The organism is Collimonas antrihumi (assembly GCF_018304965.1).
Taxonomy (GTDB): domain Bacteria; phylum Pseudomonadota; class Gammaproteobacteria; order Burkholderiales; family Burkholderiaceae_D; genus Collimonas; species Collimonas antrihumi.
Genome location: NZ_JAGQED010000034.1, coordinates 17,022 through 39,557, shown reverse-complemented (window position 1 = coordinate 39,557; position 22,536 = coordinate 17,022). Strand labels below are relative to the sequence as shown.

The 22,536-nt window shown below is 47.8% G+C and carries 19 protein-coding genes; 8 read left to right on the top strand and 11 right to left on the bottom strand.

The genetic code is table 11. The features are described from left to right. The first annotated feature begins 307 nt into the window (after positions 1–307). On the top strand, positions 308–880 hold the full coding sequence (locus KHU29_RS19965; RefSeq protein ID WP_211455077.1) for a 2'-5' RNA ligase family protein: 573 nt from the start codon (positions 308–310) through the stop codon (positions 878–880). A gap of 133 nt (positions 881–1,013) precedes the next feature. After that, complete coding sequence (galE, locus tag KHU29_RS19960; protein WP_211455076.1) at positions 1,014–2,039, top strand: UDP-glucose 4-epimerase GalE; 1,026 nt, start codon at positions 1,014–1,016, stop codon at positions 2,037–2,039. A 251-nt stretch (positions 2,040–2,290) separates the two neighbouring features. On the opposite strand, the gene KHU29_RS19955 is transcribed toward galE, so the two are convergent. After that, complete coding sequence (locus KHU29_RS19955) at positions 2,291–2,794, bottom strand: phosphatase PAP2 family protein (protein ID WP_246542337.1); 504 nt, start codon at positions 2,792–2,794, stop codon at positions 2,291–2,293. A 165-nt stretch (positions 2,795–2,959) separates the two neighbouring features. Between KHU29_RS19955 and KHU29_RS19950 the strand changes: the two genes are divergently transcribed. The 6 genes from KHU29_RS19950 (at position 2,960) to KHU29_RS19925 (ending at position 9,509) form a co-directional block, all read left to right on the top strand. Further along, a complete protein-coding gene (locus KHU29_RS19950) occupies positions 2,960–3,331 on the top strand; it encodes a hypothetical protein (RefSeq protein ID WP_211455075.1) in 372 nt (123 codons plus the stop codon). Positions 3,332–3,372: 41 nt separating this feature from the next. Beyond that, positions 3,373–4,758, top strand: coding sequence for a polysaccharide biosynthesis/export family protein (locus KHU29_RS19945; RefSeq protein ID WP_246542335.1), 1,386 nt, complete (start codon positions 3,373–3,375; stop codon positions 4,756–4,758). Further along, positions 4,755–5,192, top strand: a complete 438-nt coding sequence (locus tag KHU29_RS19940; RefSeq protein WP_246542333.1) for a low molecular weight protein-tyrosine-phosphatase — start codon at positions 4,755–4,757, stop codon at positions 5,190–5,192. The genes KHU29_RS19945 and KHU29_RS19940 overlap by 4 nt, the downstream gene beginning before the upstream one ends. A 146-nt stretch (positions 5,193–5,338) precedes the next feature. Continuing rightward, on the top strand, positions 5,339–7,558 hold the full coding sequence (locus KHU29_RS19935) for a polysaccharide biosynthesis tyrosine autokinase (protein WP_211455074.1): 2,220 nt from the start codon (positions 5,339–5,341) through the stop codon (positions 7,556–7,558). A 79-nt stretch (positions 7,559–7,637) separates the two neighbouring features. Beyond that, the gene (locus KHU29_RS19930) at positions 7,638–8,192 is read left to right on the top strand and encodes a hypothetical protein (protein ID WP_211455072.1); all 555 of its coding nucleotides are present in this window, start codon (positions 7,638–7,640) and stop codon (positions 8,190–8,192) included. A gap of 156 nt (positions 8,193–8,348) precedes the next feature. Further along, entirely contained in the window at positions 8,349–9,509 is a 1,161-nt protein-coding gene (locus KHU29_RS19925) for a glycosyltransferase family 4 protein (RefSeq protein WP_211455070.1), read from the top strand. A 552-nt stretch (positions 9,510–10,061) separates the two neighbouring features. Here KHU29_RS19925 and KHU29_RS19920 read toward each other — a convergent pair. From KHU29_RS19920 to fcl, 10 genes are all read right to left on the bottom strand, one after another. After that, the gene (locus tag KHU29_RS19920; protein ID WP_211455068.1) at positions 10,062–11,603 is read right to left on the bottom strand and encodes a glycoside hydrolase family 71 protein; all 1,542 of its coding nucleotides are present in this window, start codon (positions 11,601–11,603) and stop codon (positions 10,062–10,064) included. Positions 11,604–11,810: 207 nt separating this feature from the next. Beyond that, positions 11,811–13,046 (bottom strand): glycosyltransferase WbuB, encoded by a 1,236-nt coding sequence (locus KHU29_RS19915; protein ID WP_211455066.1) that lies wholly within the window; start codon positions 13,044–13,046, stop codon positions 11,811–11,813. After that, complete coding sequence (locus KHU29_RS19910) at positions 13,043–13,603, bottom strand: putative colanic acid biosynthesis acetyltransferase (RefSeq protein WP_281416158.1); 561 nt, start codon at positions 13,601–13,603, stop codon at positions 13,043–13,045. Before KHU29_RS19910 ends, KHU29_RS19915 begins: the two co-directional genes overlap by 4 nt. 4 nt (positions 13,604–13,607) lie before the next feature. Next, a complete protein-coding gene (locus tag KHU29_RS19905) occupies positions 13,608–14,702 on the bottom strand; it encodes a glycosyltransferase family 4 protein (protein WP_211455064.1) in 1,095 nt (364 codons plus the stop codon). Then, positions 14,702–15,850, bottom strand: coding sequence for a glycosyltransferase family 4 protein (locus tag KHU29_RS19900; protein ID WP_211455062.1), 1,149 nt, complete (start codon positions 15,848–15,850; stop codon positions 14,702–14,704). The genes KHU29_RS19905 and KHU29_RS19900 overlap by 1 nt, the downstream gene beginning before the upstream one ends. A gap of 126 nt (positions 15,851–15,976) precedes the next feature. After that, complete coding sequence (locus KHU29_RS19895) at positions 15,977–17,410, bottom strand: O-antigen polysaccharide polymerase Wzy (protein WP_211455060.1); 1,434 nt, start codon at positions 17,408–17,410, stop codon at positions 15,977–15,979. A 163-nt stretch (positions 17,411–17,573) separates the two neighbouring features. Continuing rightward, positions 17,574–18,596, bottom strand: a complete 1,023-nt coding sequence (locus KHU29_RS19890; RefSeq protein ID WP_211455058.1) for a GMC family oxidoreductase — start codon at positions 18,594–18,596, stop codon at positions 17,574–17,576. A 104-nt stretch (positions 18,597–18,700) separates the two neighbouring features. Next, the gene (locus KHU29_RS19885; protein WP_211455056.1) at positions 18,701–19,999 is read right to left on the bottom strand and encodes a lipopolysaccharide biosynthesis protein; all 1,299 of its coding nucleotides are present in this window, start codon (positions 19,997–19,999) and stop codon (positions 18,701–18,703) included. A 193-nt stretch (positions 20,000–20,192) separates the two neighbouring features. Beyond that, positions 20,193–21,515 carry a UDP-glucose dehydrogenase family protein gene (locus KHU29_RS19880; RefSeq protein ID WP_211455054.1) on the bottom strand — a complete coding sequence of 441 codons (1,323 nt, stop codon included), beginning with the start codon at positions 21,513–21,515 and terminating at the stop codon, positions 20,193–20,195. Continuing rightward, positions 21,512–22,486 carry a GDP-L-fucose synthase gene (gene fcl / locus KHU29_RS19875; protein WP_211455052.1) on the bottom strand — a complete coding sequence of 325 codons (975 nt, stop codon included), beginning with the start codon at positions 22,484–22,486 and terminating at the stop codon, positions 21,512–21,514. Before fcl ends, KHU29_RS19880 begins: the two co-directional genes overlap by 4 nt. Positions 22,487–22,536: the final 50 nt, after the last annotated feature.

The window sequence follows — 22,536 nt, the reverse complement described above, 5'->3', positions numbered from 1 at the left end:
ATGCTGAACATGTTGCAGGTTTGGTTTTTAAGTTGGCAAACAGGGGTATACCCCCTTAGACCAATACCTGCAACCCTTCCCAACATTGTCAATCAAATTATTCCGGACAGCAGTGCGCGTTCGCGGGAATGACGGAGTGACCGCATTGGTCCATCTAAAGAATACCGTTCGTGGCTTAACTTAACGGCATTAGGATCATACGGCGTCGCCATGTACGTCCCTGGCTTGCGCCCGTCTTGCAAGAAAGGGGTAGACTGAAATCCCTTTTTTTATTTGCCGTCGTCCGCCTCCCGGATGCGTTCACCCTATGCCTGAACAGTTTTTTCTACCGGGCTTCGACACGCCACATCCCACCGACCGCCTGTTCTTTGCGCTCATCCCGACTTCGGATGCGGCAGCAAGCATCGCGTGGCAGCGGGGGCTCCTGCGTGATATCTATGGGTTGAAAGGCCGCCCGATCGGCGTCGGCCGCTTGCATGTCACCTTAAGCTACCTGGGCGATTACCTCGGCCTGCCGGAAGACATCGTTGCCGCAGCAATAAAGGCGGCGGCAAGCGTCAGAGCGGCGCCGTTCGACGTTGTGTTCGACCGCGCGATGAGTTTTCATGGGAGGCCGCGTAATCGTCCTTTGGTCTTGCTGGGCGATGATGGTGTTGTCGCCTTGGCGGCGTTTCAGAAGATCCTCGCCAGGGCGCTGCAAAAGGCCGGAATCGTGACCGCAAATTCACACTACACGCCCCACGTCACTTTGTTGTACGACAATCGCTTGGTTCCGCCAGGAACGATTGAACCCATACGTTGGACAGTGAACGAGTTTGTTCTGATGCATAGCCTGCTTGGCCGGACTCGCCATGTGCCGCTGGCACGGTGGTCGCTTTGATCTTGAGATATGTGCGGCGCAAGGAATTTCCCGTTCAGAATGATTAAGGTATGCAGACCGGTTAAATTGTTATAATAATTGCATCTTGGCAAATAAAGCCACATTTTCCATCGCAGCATCCATGACAGCATCCATGACGACAAACAAAACTATTTTAGTAACCGGTGCCTCTGGCTATATCGGCTCGCATACATGTGTTGAATTACTGGCAGCGGGATATGTCGTAGTGGGAATTGATAATTTCAGCAACAGCACACGCGAAGCCATCGCACGCGTGGAGAAAATTGCCGGGCGCACAATCTCTTTCCATGAAGCCGATGTCCGCGACGCGGCAAGGCTGGACGCCATATTGCATGACCATGCAATCGATGCAGTGATTCATTTCGCCGGCCTGAAAGCGGTGGGAGAGTCTGTCGAGAAGCCATTGCTCTACTTTGATAACAACGTATCCGGCACCATTACGCTACTGCATGCCCTGGCGAAAGCCAAAGTGAAAAATTTCGTATTCAGTTCGTCAGCGACTGTATACGGCGATCCGCAATCCGTACCGATCCACGAATCGGCGCCGCTGAGCGCGACCAACCCATACGGAAGATCGAAGCTCATCGTCGAGCAAATTTTAAGCGACCTGGCAGTATCGGATGCCTCGTGGGCCTGCGGCGTATTGAGATACTTCAATCCGGTCGGAGCGCACCCGAGCGGCTTGATCGGCGAAGATCCGAACGGCATCCCGAACAACCTCATGCCGTTCGTCGCTCAGGTAGCAGTAGGCCGGCGCGAACGGCTGGCAGTCTTTGGCAATGACTACCCGACACCGGACGGCACCGGCGTGCGCGACTACATCCATGTTGTCGATCTGGCGCAAGGGCATGTGGCGGCACTGGATCAATTGTTCACATCAGGCAAAGGCTTCACCGTTAACCTCGGCACCGGCCACGGATATAGCGTGCTGGAGATGGTCCGCGCATTCGAGATCGCCAGCAACCGCACCGTGCCCCATGACATAACGTCGCGCCGCCCGGGAGATATTGCAACCTGCTACGCCGATCCATCGCAGGCGAAAAAAGTGTTGAACTGGGAGGCCCGCAAGAGTCTCGGAGATATGTGCATGGATCATTGGCGATGGCAAAGTATGAATCCAGCCGGATTTGCCAAATGAAAAGCCCCCCAAGGATTGCCAATAAGCGACATCAAAAATAAAAAAAAAGGGTGGGCACATCGTGCCCACGCCGTTACCGCAATACCGGAGTACAAAGGCGCCCTGCGCCTTGCTGTTTGACGCACCCTGACAAGGTATCTGTTACGTGCTGCAGATTTACCGCCAAGTTTCCGCCGCTTTCAGCCTGCGGCCACTAGCTCATTCACTAGCTCACCAATCAGTCTATTAAATGAAAGATGATCAGGTGACGCTCATTCCCAGTCAGTCCGTGCGAACGGTTTGTCGTGCCCGGAAATGTAAAGCGCAACTCCATTAAGCCAGCGTTCTGTCGGCGCCGGCTTTGCCTGCGCCGTCAGAAAGACCGGAATCAGCGTCAGTACGATCAGCCAACGATGCAACTCAGGCTTGGGCAGGGAACGCGACAACCAAAAAAAGCTAAGAGCAACCATGCCCCCCACGAGACATCCGGTCACAGCTTCTGAAACAGAATGGGCATGCACGACGAGCCGCGATATGCCAATGATCACGCCCAATGCAAAGCCAAGTATTACGCCAGAGAGGCGAGCGAGTGGAGGCGCCTTTTGCAGCAGCAAGTAAAACAGCACCGGCATGACCGCCGTAGCCCGCATCGCGTGGCCGCTGAAACCGGTGAAATCGAGTGATTGAATTCCTATGCCCCATCCGACAAAAGCGATTTTCGTAACGGCGACCAAAACCAGGCCGAAAGTGAAGAGAAAGCACCACAATAAGGTCATGCGCCAAGCTCGCCCGCATATAAGCCAGAGTGCGCAAACGGCTGCTGCGGGTAATAAAACGTTAGTGTCTGCAAGAGCGGTTATCGTGGACCATGAAAGCATAAATTTGTTGTTGCAGGTAATTGTTGACTGGTGATTGATTAATATGTTGACGCAAATAAGTTGATGCAAAATTGCTTCAATCAATTTACATCGAGGAAGCACATTAAGTGCCACCCGAAGCCTGTTGCCGATCAATGGCGCGACGCCGTAATCCAGGAAGCGGCAGCGCCATATGATGCAAAAGGTGCTTGCCCTGGAATAGAGCAAAAAAAACTTCTGCGCAACTCATCTGAAATGAAGGACCAGAAGGTGCCGGGAGTAGGGAGCCATCCTTCCGGCAGGTCGGAAGCGTATCACGGCAATAAACAGAGTGCCTGCATTGCCGCCAGGCACGTCGTCAGTGGTTACTATGACATCCTGCTCATCCAAGAAGTTCGCCTCTTGTCGCATTATCTTGAACAGAGTGCAGTTAGTTTCTGCTATTCATCTATTTGATCAGCAAATCCCGTGCATCAGAGCATCAGAGCATCAGTTTAATGGAAAGGAAGCTGCTGCGTGGTATTGAGAAATACTTGGGTTTTGTTGGTTTAAGAACACATTTTGGCAAGTTGACCATAGTAAATACTGTAGAATATAAGGTTGTGTTTTTTTATGTTATCTGCGGCACCAAATTTGAATTTAATGCGTGTTCTGTTTTGAGTATGCATCCCTACTGTCTGTATGTACATCAGGAAGCCTTGGCAGGCTTGCGTTATCAGGTTAATAACTTCATGCATTTTTTTACGAAAACCCACCTCAAAATGTGTGGGGTAGTCGGCTTAATTCCTTTGTTGGCAGCATGCGCGCTTGCGCCTGGCATGCATATGGACGACAAGTACGTGCCAAAACAGACGGATTCCGGCGTCGTGCCGACGATCAAACCAATCACGCCGGAATTGTTGCAAGCCGAAAAAACATTGCGCGACCAGCAGCCAAGTCAGGATATCAGCCCTCTGCTCACTAAACCCGCGCCGTATCGCATCGGCAGCGGCGATATTCTTTCCGTCGTGGTTTGGGATCATCCTGAACTTTCCACACCTGCTATGGGTGCGCTAACAACGATAACTACCTCATCTGGCGGCGACAATAGCTCTTCCGCAGGTGCCGCTGCAGGCACCGCACCGGGTTTTGTGGTCGACCAGGATGGATTGGTCCAGTTTCCGTATGTGGGGCCTACCAAAGTTGTCGGCATGACTGAAGCGGAAGCACGCAAAGTGCTGACCGCCAAGCTGGCCCGTTACGTCAAAAAACCGGATCTCACGCTACGCGTACAGGCTTATCGCAGTCAGCGCGTTTATCTCGATGGCGAAATCAAAGCGCCTGGCGTCCAGGCCATCAACGACATCGCCATGACGCTGCCAGAGGCAATAAACCGCGCCGGCGGCTTTTTGCCGACAGGGGATCAAAGCCAGGTTAACATCACCCGCGCGGGCACAACTTACGTGGTGAATCTGCCCCGGCTAGCGAAAAAAGGGATCAACCCTAGCCGTATTCTGTTGACCAATGACGATGCGGTTCGCGTGCTGTCACGTGAAGAAAGTAAGGTCTTCGTGCTGGGTGAGGTAAGTCGCCCGATTACGCTGACATTGCGTAACGGTAGCTTGACGCTCAATGAAGCGCTCGGCGATGCAGGCGGCATCAACCCGCTCAGCAGCGATGGACGTCAGGTGTATGTGGTACGCAACGCATCAAGCGCCGAGCCAATCGTGTACTACCTGGACGCTCGCTCGCCAGTGGCGTTCGCCCTGGCGGAGAATTTTGAGCTCAAGGCCAAAGACGTGGTGTACGTAGATGCGTCGGGACTGGCGAAGTGGAGCCGGGTGGTCAGCCTCATTGTACCTAGCGCACAATCGGTAACCAGCGCGGTGCAGGTTACAAAATGATCAATAGCATTCTGGTCATCTGCATCGGGAATATCTGCCGCAGCCCGATGGCGGAAGGCTTGCTGCGGCGTGCCTTCCCTGAAAAAACGGTGCGCTCAGCCGGTATCGGGGCTTTGATCGGTCACCCCGCAGACCCGTTTTCCATTCAGATCATGCAAGAGCAGGGCATCGACATCAGCGCACATCGGGCGCAGAGTCTTGCCAGCTGGATGGTCAACGAAGCCAATCTGATCTTGACGATGGATCTGGAGCAAAAACGCCATGTCGAGACCCAATACTCTTCGTCCAAAGGCAAGGTGTTTCGCCTCGGTGAATTTGAAAAATATGATATCCCCGATCCTTACAGGCATGATCTCGCCGTATTCCGTCAGTCCTATCAGCTGATTGCTGAAGGTGTCGCCGTTATGTCAAAGAAAATTGTGCATATCAGCTAATGTGTTGTTTCAAGGGTGTTATTTCAAACTTGACCCGGCATGGTGTGCATACAGCGCATAGGCAAAGCCGGGTAAATGTGAGATCCCTCACCGCAAGCGGTGAATGTTGAAACAGTTTTAGAAAAATCCATTCCAATACAATCACGATGAATCCACCACTTCAACATTCGGCGCCGGCCATCATGCAAGATGATGATGAACTCGACCTGGCAACGTATCTCGATATTCTTTTTGTCAATCGCTGGTTGATCATCGGCATCGCACTGGCGATCACCTTGCTGGGGACTGCCTACGCTTTTATCGCGAAGCCGATTTACGAAGCGAATATCCTGATTCAGGTGGAAGACAGCCCCAATTCCTCAAAAAATATATTAGGGGATCTGTCTTCGATGTTCGATGTTAAAACGGCCGCGACATCAGAAATAGAAATCCTGCGTTCGCGCATGGTGGTGTCGCGCGCAGTCGATAATCTACAACTCTATGTCAAGGCACGACCCAAATATTTTCCCGTCATTGGCGGCTGGTTGGCTGGTCGACAAACACAGCTCTCCAATCCTGGCCTGTTCGGTTACGGAGGTTATTCCTGGGGGGCTGAGCAGATCGTAGTTTCTCTGTTCAATGTTCCTGAGTCGCTGCAGGATCAAGATTTTGTGCTCACCGCAGGGAGCAATGGTGAATTCCGGTTATCCGAAAGCGACACAGATATCAGCTTGGGCGGCAAGGTTGGAACAACGCTTAATGTTGCGGCAGCGCATGGCAATATTGAGCTGAAGGTCGACCTGCTTGCAGCTAAACCCGGGGCACAATTTTTGCTGAATCGCGCCTCCCGCTTGACCACGATAGAAAATCTGCAGTCCCTTATGTCCATTGCGGAAAAGGGCAAGCAATCAGGTATCATCGGCATCACGTTGGAAGGCGTAAACCCCAAATTGACCGGTAACATACTTAACCAGATTGGCCGGGAATATGTACGCCAGAACGTCGAGCGTAAATCGGCAGAAGCCGAAAAATCCCTGTCCTTCCTGGATCAGCAGTTGCCCGAGCTCAAGAAACAACTGGAGCAATCCGAGAACAAATATAACCAATTCCGCAACAGCCACGGCACCATTGATTTGGGTGAGGAAGCAAAACTGATGCTTGCGCAATCCGTTGCCGGCCAAGCCAAGCTGATAGAACTAAAACAAAAAAGGGAAGAGTTATTGGTTCGCTTTACGACTGACCACCCTGCCGTCATTGGGATCGACAGCCAGATGAAAGGGATCAGCGGTGAAATGAAAGCCATTGGCGAGCAGATTAAAAAGCTGCCCCTAATGGAACAAGATGCACTCCGTCTGGCCCGAGACGTCAAAGTTAATACAGATCTGTACACTGCACTATTGAATAATGCACAACAATTGGCCTTGGTCAAGGCAGGCAAGGTCGGCAATGTCCGGCTTGTTGACGCTGCGGTGGTGCCGGAACGGCCGGTAAGGCCAAATCGTCCAATCGTCATCGCGATCGCCGTGTTGATTGGTCTGTTTCTTGGCGTGATTTGTGCATTTATCAGAAAAGCACTCTATGGCGGAATAGAGGACCCTCATGAGATTGAGCAAGCGCTGGGGCTGACTGTGTATGCCACCGTCCCGCACAGCAAAAAACAAGAAGAATTGAATGTCTTGATAAAGGCCAAGGCGCAGCAAATGTCTGTCTTGGCACAAGTCGACTCTGGGGATAACTCCATTGAAAGCTTGCGTAGTTTTCGCACCGCACTGCAATTTTCGATGCTGGATGCAGGAAACAATATTGTCATGTTCACTGGTCCGACGCCGGGAGTGGGTAAATCGTTTGTCTCGGTCAACTTCGCGGCAGTCCTGGCGGCTACAGGCAAGCGCGTCATATTGATCGATGCAGATATGCGTAAAGGTCATCTCAACCAGTACTTCGGTTTGCCAAGAGAAAATGGCTTGTCTGATGTGATTGCCGGAACAAAGAGCCTTGACCAGGTCATGCATAAAGGGGCGACGGAGAATCTCGACTTTATTTCTACCGGCAATTTGCCGCCTAATCCAGCTGAATTATTATTGCATGAGAATGTTGATGCATTGCTGAAATCGCTTTCTGCGAGTTATGACTACGTGCTGATTGATTCTCCGCCCGTACTTGCAGTTACTGACGCTTTAATTATCGGCCCGCAGGCGGCAACGATTTTCATGATTACCCGTGCTGGTATCAGCACTACAGGCGAGATCAAAGAGTCTATCAAGCGTTTGCGTCAAGCCGGTATGTCAACAAATGGTGTGCTGTTTAATGGCCTGAAATTGCGACCAGGACGCTATGGTTACGGATATAAATATGGTAAATATCGTTATACGCAATATTCATATTAAGGCTTTCTCAAAAACGATTTATCCTTGTCACAAATTAATCTCATGCAATTGATTCGATACCTTTCAAGTTTGGAGTAGCATGGATATTTCTATGTCTCGTCTTCAGTGTGCTTCGAAAGTAACGCGCAGTATTTTCTTGGCAAGCCTGTTCGGCGGTGCGTTTGTGCTTGACTACGTTACCGGCTATGAGGTAACTGTCTTTGGACTATATGTGGTGCCGGTTGTATTTGCCTTCTGGCTTTTTGGTCGATGGGTTAGTATTGCGATGATTCCCGTTGCCTTGTTATGCTGGACGATCGCGAATTGTGGAACGGGTAGTACCGATATTACGACTTTTAACTTCATATTGAAGCTTGTAGACAGGTCTATGCTCCTGCTCTTTGTCGTTGCCGCAGTGATGCAAACCCAAAGAATTAAAGATGTCAATAATCAGCGTTTACTCAAAGAATTGAAAGATTTATCTTTGTGTACGGATTGTCACTCTTTATCGAGTGATCGCTCGACTTCTGCCTATATTCAGCATTTGCTCGAACAAACCAATGGTATTAAATTTAATGGGCGACTGTGTTTGCACTGTCTAAAATCTCAGATTGAATCGAACGAAAACTTGCTGAAAAGGAATCAGAAAATATAGTTATATATTTTCTGTAACCCTGATTTGTTCAAAAATATTGAATCAAGCACACCAATTTATTTTCGTTGCCTCTATGAATTGAATTATTTCAATTAAGGATGGTTATGTGCTACAGCCGTTACAGACCAGCGATAAATTTTTAAAAAAAATAAACCCATGAAAGTACTTGTAATCCACAATATTTTATGGACTGCGTATAAAGCAGCGGTATTTTCCGAACTATTTGAATTAAGCAAGTCGGGTGATATCAAAATTGAGTTCGTCCAAATTGCGGAAACATCTAAGGAAAGAATCGGGCTTAGCAAGGTTAACTACGATAATCATCGGTATCCATACACCCTTCTTTTTAAGGGGGCCGAAGAAAGTGTTAACCCAGTTAAAGCAGGAGTTGCGCTCATTAACATTGTTCGACAGTCCGCAGCCGATACTGTTTTAATTCCAGGCTATCATGAGCTGTCGTATTGGATCGTATTGCTCTACGCAAAGTTGTCTCGACGTCGCGTCATTGTGTCCTTGGACTCCACCATGCATGATCGTTCACGTAAATGGTACAAAGAAGCGATTAAACGTTTTTTTATACGCAACGTCGATGGTGGTTTTTGCTACGGCACTCGCAGTGCTGAATACCTTCATTACCTGGGAATGCCGTTAGAGAAAATCTCTGTGCGTTGCCAAACCGCTGCCATAGATGTTTTCGAAGAAGCACTAAAGCAAAGTCCACAAGCAAATTGGCAATCCTCGTTATCGAGAAAATTTCTTTATGTCGGGCGTTTGGCAGCAGAAAAAAATCTTGAGCGCTTGATTATCGCCTTTGCTGAAGTTGCTAAGGAACATAGCAACGCATCCCTTGTATTGGTTGGTGACGGTCCTGACAAAGGCCAGCTTCAGATTTTGGCAAAAACCCTTGGTGTCTCTGAAAAGATTGTATTCGCTGGTGGGAAATCAATGCAAGACCTGGTGGAGTATTATCAAAGCGCCTTTTGTCTGGTTCTACCAAGTACGAGCGAACCATGGGGTTTGGTTGTCAACGAGGCATTTATAATGGGTTGTCCGGCAGTGGTAAGTAATCAGTGCGGATGTGCACCTGATTTAATGATTGAAAATGCTACCGGCTTTGTTGTTGATGCATCCAGTACTGAAACCATGGTCATTGCAATGGGGAAGATGTTGAGGTTAACTGCCGATCAACGCTTGGAAATGGGACTTGCCTGTAAAGCTATTATTTCCAAATTTACTCCAAAAAGTGCAGCCGCCGAAATGTATAAAGGATTTATGCATAGTGGTCGGCAAGATGACATTTCCACGGTGAAATACTAATTGTCTCGTCTATAGAAATTTTTGAGTTTTCGAGTTTTTATCACTATTAATTTTTTGTTAATAAACTATTGCCTTAAAAAGATAAAATTCTTACGAATTTTATAAGCGTAAATATAAATCAACAACTTAGCGCCTGTTTATTCAACAAAGTCATTCTGCGGTGTGTTAATGAAAATAAAAAGCACAAAGAAGTTCAAAATTCGACGGCTTGGACATCGCACACGTCGTAATATTTTTTTATTCTGTCTCTCGATGGGTTTTGTCGTTACAAGTGTTTTCATCGTGATGCAATCGTAAATTGTTAGCAGCCCCATCTCTGATAACTGACGTGCTGCCAGGCTCCCACCTTGCATCTGACAGATACGGTTAATTGGAAGTCTAGCCGGACGCTTATACTTCACCTTATTGTTTTAGCTCTGCAAGTCGAATGAAACCGAATTGGGTAACGAAAAAAAGTGATCAGCAGGTGTGAGAATAGGGATCTAATGGAGGAGCAGTCTCGGCTAATTTGTTCCGTATCCATTCTGTCGCTCTGAATCCATATCACGACTTTTACTCAGTGACCTCCGAAACTGAGACAAAACGACGTGACGTTGAGCCTCCTACATACAGTGCGTCTTCCTTCGTCGGAAGAGGATCGATGTTCCAGTCACTAACCCTTCTAAGGATAGTACGTCCCCTTCGCGAAAGAGTGAATGTTGGCTTCCCGGCCGCAGCTAGCGCACGGAGAACGTTTAGCCCCGCATTTACATGCAAACGCGTGCGCTTTCCGCCGCTTTCAATTTCGAGGTCGCCAGGTTTGGTAAGCATTGCAACGACCTCAATGTCGTTCACAAACGGCGTATCGCCAACAAGGCGAATTGAGCTGCCGAGTTCTGCTGCATGCGGGTCAAAGAGCTGGCGTCGATGCGAAAAATACAAGACATCCTCGGTAATGGCCGGTGCAGAACCACTTTTGAACCATTCAACGAAATATGCGGTTAAATCATAAAAGAAAAATTGCGTTCCACTTGACGGAGATATCTCAGTCGCCTCGGAATAGTCGTTCCAAGTCAAAAGATGTGCGTACGTCGCATGTGAATCAATTGCGGCAGCCCACTGGCGCCGGAAGGCCTCAGAATTACGAGCTTCCCAAGCAGATGAAGATTTTGGACGGAAGTCTTGAGGTGCGACCGGTATCATCAAAGTTTTGTAGCCTAACGACGAAATGTTTGATGCAAGTCTTAGATAGCTGTCTGCGCTTGCAGGGTCACGCCCACCCCAAAGCGTAATGCCATCACTGAACGGAGCAAAGACGTTCGCGGAGGAAGGATTTAGGAAATCCGGGATTAACGCTATCGGCGTGCCCCGTTTCGCAAGGTTAGTGATTAACGTTTTCCAGAATTCAACAGGTCGAGCCTCCGCTTTGAATGGAATGACAAGCAGGCGGCCATCAGCAACGTGAAAGCTGGCGGGATGCAGATAAAAGGTCGCAAGCGCGTCCTCTAGGTCGGCACCAGTGACGTTATTCAAGGCAGACATATCGGGCTCAGGCACAATGCGGAAGGTTTTGGAGACCTGCTGCGTCACATTGAGTAAGGTCAATGCTGTCGTCCACTGCCGACCTTCACGGATTTCGAGAAGATCAATTCCGAAGGCATCTATCCCTATCGCTTCGGCTCTCAGCACTTCGATTGCAAGGTTCGTCTCGGCAGCTCTGTTTGCTGGCCATACAACTGTCGGTAACGGTCTTTCGCGAAGATATCCCCCCTGCGCAGCAAATTTTCTATTTTCACCCGATCGTTTTAAATAATTGCGTGCGTAATAATCATTCTCCGTAGGCTGATTATCGAGGGACAGTGGAAATGTTGGAAAGTAATGCGCAATTACTTTCTTTTGTGAATTGAGCGTTGGTGTATGTCGTTCAAACGGATGCACAGCTTTCGGTGATTCTAACTGGACGAAACGTTCAGCATCTGCTTTCACTTGCTGCCAAGTGTTCACGTCAAGCTCAGCGGGTGCGGTGTTAACTATGGGTGTAGCGCCCATACCTAAAACGAAAAGCGTAATTGTTATGTAGGTACTGAAGCGGTGAAATGAGGGAAAATAGATCATTGCTCTATCGATTCGTTTCTCTGCATTGGTTAGTGTAATCCCAAATAACCTTAATATTCGTAATTCCACTTCAATAAAATCAATGGGTTATTGGTGCGGACACGCGATAGTTGGAGGTATTTTTGAAATGATCTACTTAGGCCACAACCTCATAGGTCCTGTGGCGCAAGGCTGGCTTTTCACGCAAGTACGTATAAACGTAAACGTCTAAATGCCTTCTGTAACTCCACATAATCGCTCGCAACACCTCTCAAATCGCGACAAAATCCCGTCCATCCCCAAATGCAACTCGGCGTGTCTGCGTCCTGATAGCCCGAGCGTTTTCCGCAGTAGTGGGTCGCGCGCCAAGTTCCCGATTGTCACCGCAAACGCGTCCGCATCCCCCGGTACCACCAGCAGGCCGCAGGATTGCACCACACGACCCAGTTCGGTATTCGCATGTGCGGTCGCCACAACTGCACGTCCGCTGGCCAGCATCCCAGTTAACTTGGATGGCATCACCAAATCTGCTGCATCCGCTCGTTGCGGAAGCAGATGGATGTCTGCCAAGCCCAGCAAATCATTCAAACGATCCATTGGCTGTAGGTCCAGGAATCGTACATTCGACAGCCCCTCTGCTAATCGCAACAACTCCGCCTTACCCGCGCCATTGCCACAGAACACGAAGTGCAAGTCCGCTTGGTCCGATAACAAACGGGCCGCCTCGGCCATGATCTCCAGTCCTTGCTTGCCGCCCATGTTGCCGGAATACAGAGCTACCACCGCATCCGCAGGGATACCCAATTCAACGCGATAGCTGCTCGGCGCAGTCAAAGGCTGGATGGCATCCAGGTCTATCCAATTAGGGAAGTGAACCAGGCGTTCTGCAGCCACTCCCTTCGCAGAAGCGCGCGCCAGCATGCTGTCAGAGATCGTCGACACTCGGTCAAAGCGCCGCATCAGCCAGCGCTCCAGCCTAGTTACCAGCCGACGCGCTAGCCCACCCTGCAATAAGCCCAGCGCAAAAGCTGCATCCACCTCAAAGTCTTGCACGTGCAACCATGCTCGTGCCCCCGTCAGGCGTGCCACGCATAACGCGGTGGGCGCACAAAACAATGGTGGTTCCACTACCCATACCACTTGTGGTCGCCACATTAGCTGGCGCAGCATCAACGGCAAGCTACCTAGCGCAAAGCTGGCAAGATGAATCAACCGCTTCAGTCCGGACGGTTTTTTCGGTACCCACAACGGTGCGCGCCAGACCTGGACGCCTTTCCAGACTTCGTGCGTGTAGCGAGTCGAACTATATCCGTGCCACACTTGCCAGTCCGGATAGTAGGGCGGTGCGGTCACTACACGTACTTCGTGTCCTGTCGCAGCCAACCAGGCGGCCATTTCACCGGTGTATTTGCCTATGCCGGTCAGCTCGGGCGCAAAATTGATACCGTAGAGAAGGATTTTCAAGAGATGGCCTTTTCTTTAACTCGTGGTTTGACAGGTTTGGCTGGATAGCCGAGGCAGACCATACCTGCCGGCATATCGCGAAATACCGAGCTACGCGCACCGATAACCGCTCCTGCCCCTATCGTCACACCCGGTGCGATGAATACATCTGCCGCAACCCACGCCTGCTCGCCTATGGTGATTTTGCGGGCACGGATAGGGAAGTCAACCTGAGCGTAGTCATGGTCGGCGGCGCACAGGTAGCTGGACTGGGACACCACCGCATGGGGGCCGATATCGATCTCTCCGAGGCTATACAACACCACATTGTCGCCTATCCATGCGTGGTCGCCGATTTTCACTTTCCATGGATAAGTGACGGTAACGCTGGGGCGAATTACTGTATGTTTGCCGACTTGCGCACCGAAGCACCGAAGCAGCCAGCGACGAAAACCGTAAGCAAATTGTGGCGACGTGTGAAAAAAAATAGCCTGTACAAACCACCACAGTTGTACTGCGAAAGCAGAGCGGCCACGGAAATTTGGAGGAAGTTTGAAACGTGATAAATCTTGCATCATGCCATTAGATCGTTAGTTGTTTTGGGCCGGCGATTTTTGTGATGAGATCGTCAAGGCGAGCGACATTACAAGTGCGCATTGCACTGAATTGGTTAAACGCATTTTCAGAAAGCGCATTTAAGGAAATACTCCCTGTCATCACTGACTTGATGTACTCCGTAGCATCAGCGACGTACTGATCAATGTTTGGAAACACCGCGCCTGACCGTTGATCAATCATGGAGTGGATGCAACCTCTGCCTGCGGCGACAACTGGTACTCCGTCACGCAATGCTTCTAGTATCGTGACCGGCTCTGCCTCGTTCTGGTATTTGGTGGGGAAAAGGAGCAGATCAATGCTTTGAAAAAAAGCGTCTTTCTTTTCGCCATAAACCGGACCGAGATATTCGATATCATTTCGACCTGCCAACATGCCGGAAAACTGCTTTTGCAATGCAGGATCAACAGGTCCCGCGATCACCCCTTTGACTTGTAATCCTTGTTGTACTAGGCCAGCTACTACATCGAAAAACTCCACGATACCCTTTTCAACCGTGATGTTCGAAATGAAGCCAAGCGTCAGCCCATCAGGGGAGATTTCGGGGCGGTTCTGGAACCTACCTTCTTCGTCTAGGAATGCTGCATTCGACAGAATGAAAATCTGTTCTTCCGGTATGCCATAAGCAGCAGCCAGCTTCCCGGCCATGACATCACACAACACAATATGGCATGAGCGCCCCGCCAGCCACATGCAAATACGGTTGTACGGTTTGATCGCATTCAGATAGGCAAAGCTGTGGTGATGCACGAAGATATTGCTGCCGAAAAGCCGGCTGATAAGAATGTAGAGCGAGTCAAATAGCTGTCTCGGTCCCCCTGACATTCCTAGATAAAGCGCGTTCGGCCTCCTTACGATCATGAGAAAAATGAATAAGCAAAATGAACGCAGCCAATGAAAAATCTTAAAAAATAGCTGCCACTTATTCCCATCCGACAGGTGCTTTGGAGTGGTGTCAAAGATTCGCACATCCGTTCTATCCAATAAACGCGTCAGCATTTTTTGGTTAATGGCGGAAAATCCATGTAAAGGCGGTGGCAATGGCCCAACAAAAAAAACCATTACAGCCTACCTGTCTTGGACAAAATGGCCTGACAGCCGTCCAGTATTTGCGAAGCTGCTTTAACGGGTGTGAAGTTCTGTATGAAATTGATACAATCATTTGCAACCTTTGTTGCGTCAGCCAGCGTTTGCTGAATTAATAGCATTTTTTGATATAGGTCTTCTACGTCGTCAGTCTGAAACACATACCCCGTCTTACCATCAATGATCAAATCTGGAGCGCAACCGCAACGGTCGCTTACGATAATTGGGCAGCCATAGCTGAGAGCCTCGTTCGCGACCAAGCCCCACGGTTCGCTACGACTAGGCAATATCAAGCAACTGGCATTCAGGTAATAGTCGGCCAATTGATTGATATCGAGGCCGCCGGTAAAACGAACTGCATCTGTAAGGCCAAGTGATGCAATATGTGTCCTCAGTTCAGCACACAACGGCCCACTGCCGACTATGGTGAGTGATGCAGACGGGGTTAGCTGGTAGATTCGCTTAAAGGCGTGAATCAGCGTGTCTAAACCTTTTTCTTGAGAAAGGCGGCCAACATACAAATATGAAGGCACAACACTCATATTGTTCCGCTGTATGCGACTGCGCAGCACTTCTTCCATCCGATAGCTGTGAGGCAAAGCGGCAGCCTGACAACGGAAAATGATTTTATCCGGTGGTACACCGAGACTAATCAGATATTCCTTGCTTCTTTGTCCGTAGCAAAAAAAACCGTGATTTAAACTAAAAAAAATACGCTTAAAAAAAGCTCTGAAATTTGATGTTGGTCGATCATAGCGTGTGGAATCGACAAAAACTGCGCGCTTTTTTCTGGTCATCACGCACGCTAAAAGCATTAACCAGTATTCAATTAGATGATATCCAGGTAATACAATTAAATCTGCTTTAGAATTTTTTACATCCTTAAACAGACTAAAGCATAGAGTTAATTTAGATATTGAATCATATGTTTTATTAAACAAGAGCTTGAATGGATAACGGTGATAGGAAAGGTCAACACTACTCAAGCCTTCGCGGTCAGTTGAGGTTTTTGCTATTTGAATGATGGAAGTGTCAATCCTTTTTTCGAGTGATAAATTATAAAGGGAAGAAAAAACTTCCCCCTTGTATTTTGACCATAAAATATTATGATAAATATGAATCATTTGTGTATGAAAAATGTTTTTTTATTGGCGCACATTATTTAAATTTCAAATAGGGTTCGTGATAATCAATAATTGTGGGTGCTATTTTTTTTGAAAATTGAATTTTCAAATTTGTATTTTATTGCCTTACTTGAAGAAAAATCCATTCTCTTGTTTCCTAATTAAGATTCTATTTGCTTTAGAGTTTCTACGGTTTAATAAATGTATTGTAATAAACACAATTATTGACCCCGTGCCGTAAGCAATGGCAACCATTAATGATCCGCGTAGAACATAAAAAAGATAAACAGCAAAGAAAATTCCAGCAATTCTTTCCCACGATTTTGTTGAAAATGATAATTTGTCAAGGAATATGGTGAGCCGTCCAAGAAAATAAGCGTAAGCTAATACACCTATTAGTCCAAAATCAAGATACGCTTCCGATATTAAGGGCGAAGATAAATTATTGAACCACATTGAGTGGTTGACACTGAGGTAGTTACCAATAAAATTACCGGTCGCTAACGCTTTGTCTGGCCATAACGATCTAGGGATAAAAAATAAAATAGATCCTAATAATTGCCTGCCATATAAAAATCCATTTTGGCCATTTACAATTTCGATGACGGTATGAAAATTCGCCCACGCATCATAGTGCAACTCTAAAAAGTGAGAAGAGATAACCTTATATAATTCATTGCTATCAAAACTCCAATCATCAAATTTCACATGAGTAAACATTGAGGATAATGGAAAAAAAATCACAATAATAGAAAGAAGCGTAAATAAAGTTAATTTCTTCGAGTTGTGAATTTTTTGATTCCAAAGATACAAGATGGAAATGTATATTGGGCCAAGAGCATTTCTCTTTTCTAGCAACGGATTTTTGCAAATAAGTAAACAGATAGTCGCCGACACCAATAGCAGCCAGAAAAGACCTTTAAATTTTTGCAAACTTTCTTTGTATATTATTGTAAGTGCCAAAAAGCCATAGGGGAAAAAGTAAAGCACTTTGTTTACAAATAAATCTTGTATTGAAATTGAATCAGCATCATCTATTGCAATAGCCTTTATTTGTATATCTTTATAGGCCAGAAAGGCCGCAAGTACTGAGATAATTAAAAATAATAAAAAGAGGAGGAAAATATTTCTCGGCCTTTCTATGTCATATTTCACATTGTTTAATATTTTCTTTGAGGCATCAGCTCTGGAGAATTTTCTGGTTAAAACATATGTAAACATGAAAAGTGAAGATAGTAAATTTGCGTAAGATCCAAACGTATCGTTGTATGGTGATGTGTTTATTAATATATTCGCAACAACATTGAGTTGTAAAATTGGAGCTATGTAAAAAAACAATATGGTAAAGCAAAACACTGTCGCATCGGATAGCGAAGGGTATTTGCATTTGAAAAACTCATTCCATTGAAATATAATCGAAAATAATATTAGTAGTTCTGATCCAATAAAAATAATACTTTTATTCCCAATATTCAAAATCAGGATTGTGATTAAAATGAAAAACAATAGAATGCTATATATTGGAGGTGCTGAATTACTTTTAATTTTTGATGTATTCATTTAATATCTCGGTGCCATTATTTTTCTCCCTAATTTCGCAATGTGAGATCAATAAATGTAGATCGTATAACTCTATGTATTTTATTTTTAGATTAATAATATTGGTTATATTGATTTTGGCCAATTTGTTCTGCAATGAAAATAATCTCTGTCAACTGTTAATTCAAGGTGCTATTTTTACACTTTCCATGTTGAATAATAATGAATGTAAGTATTTCGTTGAAATTTCAGCTGCCCTATGCTTGATCTGATAAGAGCATGCAATATTCAATAGACCATTCTTGGCAAGGAACTCATCGCTTTGCCGAAGTTTAGGTTGAAATTTGAAGCCGCCCAGGAAAATATTATCAAATACGTCGCCGAACCGGCGCTTATCAAGAATGGAAACCTTTGCCGCCTTCAAATCGAGACAATCTTGAAACCCCCTGTCAATCCACTTATTGGAGGCCCATGGTGTTTTTGGATTTAATTTTGCTGATAATAGTAAAAGTCTGGATATTTCTATTGTGCCGTTTGCCATGATCACAACCCGTGGCTTTAGCAGGATAGACGTTCCTCTTCCGTTGTGGACACTAATAGCTGAAACGGAGTCAGAGCCTTCGTCGCAGCGAATGTCAGTAACGTGCGCGTGTAAGGCAACGCATAAATTCGTCAGTTCACGAATGTCAGATGAGAAATGCCGAGCAATATTTGGTTCTTTCAGCCAGTGGGTAACAAAAAATTCACAATCGGAGGTCTCGATTGGTAAAGTCAGGCCGAAGCGCTTCCAAATCGCTATTTCATTATCAAAATACGGAGCTAATCCGAGAATCTCCGCAACGCGCTTGTAGTATGGGGTCAGCTCCGAAAACGTGATAGGCCAAGCGTTACTGTTGGCCCAAGGGCGATCGGACAAGTCTAGTTTGCTAAAGCGAACGAGTTGTCCGCCCCAGAGCGTTGAGGTGCCCCCTAACACTCTGGCGCGCCCGTCGCGAATACCGGCATGTGGCCTGGATGTTACATGCGCATCGTTTAAAGATTGTGATTTTGACTCAAAAAACTCGCCGCCGCTCTCCTGAACAACTGTATCAAATCCTGCGCGTGATAAGGACGTGGCTATCGTTAGGCCAACAGTTCCACCACCAATAATTGCGATATCACACGACCTTGACAGCAACTGCAAGTCATTATCACAATCTATTATCATAAACTTGCCTTATATAATTACAATCGATCTAATTACCCTCGAAAGCACATTTTTCTAATTAACAACAAGCCTGCAGATAGATTCACCATTTTCCGTCTTTCAGGTCATAAGGTATTTAAAACCAATGGCCGTTGGGCCTTCAGAATAAAGATAAATGTTGCCCAGATCATTACGACTTCTACCAGAATAAGAGATCCTGCTATACCCATAAGACCGTACTTTGGGACTAGGGCACTTGCAAGTCCAAAGGAAGATAAAGAGGCCAAGAGAAACGCGATAGACAGCTTTTGGTGGCGATTTGTAGAGGCTAGGACCACCATGCCAATCTGCCAAAAACCAGTTAATGCCGCTGAGATCAGCAACACACCAAATATGTTCGCCTGAAAGTGAATTTTTCCGTGCGACCAAATCGCGAGTATTTGCTCGCCAAAGAAATATAAAAAAATCGCGCAAATTATACTCATTCCAATGGTCACCGCTGTAGCTTTGATATATATCGAGTGAATTTTTGCATGCTCCTTTAGTGCGTATAGTCTCGACAATTCAGGCCACAGTGATTTCCCAAATAACGTTGGTAGTTGAACCATAACTCGTGTCAGGACGCGATACGTGTTGAACAGCGCAGCAATTGTGGGGCCCATCGTATTGCCGATTAGTAAAATCATTCCTTGAACGTTAAGAGCCGTTGCGATGGGAAAGATAAAAAGAGATATTCCTGGGCGCAGCATTTCACGCATATCTTTCCAATTAGCACCGCAAAAACTCCATTTGATGGCTTGTACCTCGCGTTGTGCTAATCGTTGAATAACGATTGTTGACGCCAAACGACCTATCAAATAACCGATGGCAGCATGCTCAATACCGCCAAAGAGCGCAACACCCAATATAGAACCTAACCACTCAACGATTCTGGTGGTTGTTAGATAATAGGTAACCTTTGCATATTGCCCAGCAGACCTGTATGCAGCATCAAGCAATCCACCAAACGCAGTTGTGAGCGCTGCAATAGTGAGGCAAGTAAGGGCAATTCGAGAGCCAGGATGCGCGAGCATCTGGATGTCAAGTGACCAAATAAGAATTACCGCCGCAATTGCAACGAGCGAAAACACTACAAGAACAAGCGCAAGCGCACTCTGAAAAACTCTATTGGCGTGTTCGTTATCGCCCTTGGCAGCGAGCATGGTAACTTTATTCGCTGTTACGGCCATAATGCCGACGTCAGCCATAGATAGATAAATAGGTAAGGCCGACAGCATTAACCATACCCCGTAGCGTTGCATATCCCAGTAATGCAGGAAAACCGGAAGTGATCCAAGTTGCGTCAGGATCGTTACCCCCTGGGAAAACAGGTGCGCAAATACACTGGAAATCACTCGATGGGAGAGCTTGTTCTTGGTAGTCATATGATTCGCAATTTAAAGGGACTGATTGCCTTTGCTAAACTGAATGAAAGAAAGTAACAGACAATCGACGCCTTCGATCTAAGCAGATGACCTGTATTCGACATAGACGCGCATAGGTGGAGGTCTATGATCTTCATTTTTGAACAGGCCGGAATTGTTGAAACGAACCACTTTGTTGAATGCAAATTGCTATTCATCGCCCGATAGCAAAGTATTCAATACCGGTGCTTAATATGACCTTCAGATCATAAAGATTGCGGCCATCAAAAATCACAGGGCTCCTGAGTTTGACTTTGATGACATCAAAATCTGGACTACGGAATTCTTTCCATTCAGTGACGATGACCAGCGCATCCGCACCTTCGCAGGCTGTGAGCGGGTTGTCTGCGTAGGTAAGTCTCGTTTCAGCGCCAAAAATACGCTTTGCTTCTGACATGGCGACCGGATCATATGCGGTAACGGTAGCACCCGCAGCGAACAGATCGGCGATCAGCTTTCGGCTTGGCGCATCGCGCATGTCGTCGGTGTTAGGCTTGAAAGCAAGTCCCCAGACCGCAAATTTCTTGCCGCTGAGATTATCGCCGAATCTTGCCTTGATTTTGTTGGTCAGGACGCTTTTTTGTTCGTCATTGGCTTCTTCGACTGCATTCAGGACTTTGAGAGTCACACCCGCATCATCTTTGGCCGTCTTGATCAGAGCCTTGACGTCCTTGGGGAAGCACGATCCGCCATAGCCGCAACCTGAATAAAGGAAATGGTAGCCGATACGTTCATCCGAACCGATCCCCTGGCGCACCATCTCAATGTCGGCCCCCAGCTTTTCCGCAGTGTTTGCCAGCTCGTTCATGAAGCTGATCCGTGTTGCCAGCATGGCGTTGGCGGCGTACTTGGTCAGTTCGGCGCTTTTGACGTCCATCACGATGACGCGGTCATGGTTCCTGTTGAAGGGCGCATAGAGTTCGCGCATCAGATGGATGGCATGCTCGTCGTTACCGCCAATGACGATGCGATCCGGGCGCATGAAGTCTTCGACCGCCGCGCCTTCTTTCAGGAATTCCGGATTTGAGACTACGCTGTAATTCAGCTTGATGTCGCGCTTGTTCAGTTCTTCCGCGATGACTGCATTGACCTTGTCGGCGGTACCGACCGGGACCGTGCTTTTATCTACCAGCACCTTATATTCGGTCATCCGGCTGCCGATATTTCTGGCTGCTGCCAGTACATATTGCAGATCGGCGGAGCCGTCTTCATCGGGGGGCGTGCCAACCGCAATGAACTGGATGCTGCCATGGGCCACCGCGCGGTCAATGTCGGTGGTGAACTGCAGCCTGCCGGCGGCGACGTTGCGGCGGACCATCTCCAGCAAGCCTGGCTCGTGGATGGGAATGTCGCCGTTTTCGAGAATGGCGATTTTGGCCGGATCGAGGTCCAGGCAGAGGACTTTATTGCCGACTTCTGCCAGGCATGCACCGCTGACCAGGCCAACATAGCCGGTGCCTACGATTGTAATTTTCACAGTCGTTCTGCCGTCAGGAACGCTTCATAGGCCTTCTTCAGACCATCGGTGAGCCCGACTTGTGCTTTTTTTCCCATTTTTGTTAACGTGGAAACATCGAGCAGTTTACGTGGCGTGCCATCTGGTTTGCTGGTATCGAACGCCAGTTCACCTGTGAAGCCCACAGTCTTCATGATCGTTTCTGCCAGTTGGCGGATGGTGACGTCTTCACCGGTGCCGACGTTGATATGCGATTGCATCGGCGCGGTATGTGCTTCATAGATTGAGCGCTCCAGTTCCATTACATGCACGCTGGCTTCGGCCATGTCGTCTACGTACAGGAATTCGCGCATGGGCGTGCCGGTACCCCAAATCACTACTTTGTCCACGCCGTTGACCATCGCTTCATGAAAGCGGCGGATCAGGGCAGGGACGACGTGGCTGTTTTCCGGGTGGAAGTTGTCGCCGGGACCGTACAGGTTGGTGGGCATGACACTGCGGTAGTCGGTGCCGTACTGCCGGTTATAGCTTTCGCACAGTTTGATGCCGGCGATCTTGGAGATGGCGTAGGGTTCGTTGGTGGGTTCCAGCAAACCGGTTTGCAGATATTCTTCCTTGATCGGTTGTCCGGCCATTCTCGGATAAATGCAGGATGAGCCCAGGAACAGCAATTTTTGCACGCCGGTGGCCCATGCCTGATGGATGACGTTGGCTTCCACCATCAGGTTTTCGTAGATGAATTCTGCCGGATAAGTATTGTTGGCATGGATGCCGCCGACCTTGGCTGCGGCCAGATAGACTTCGTCGATCTTTTCCGCGGTGAAGAAGTCGCGCACTTGAGCCTGGTCGATGAGGTCGAGTTCGGCGCGTGTGCGGGTGACGATGTTGTTGTAGCCGCGCTGCTTGAGCGCACGGACGATGGCCGAGCCGACCATGCCGCGGTGGCCTGCAACGTAAATACGCTTATCTGGGTTGTTGGTAGTGAGTGTCATGGTGTCTGGTGTGCGGTTATGGCGACATCGGGCTCGGTTATCGATATGTC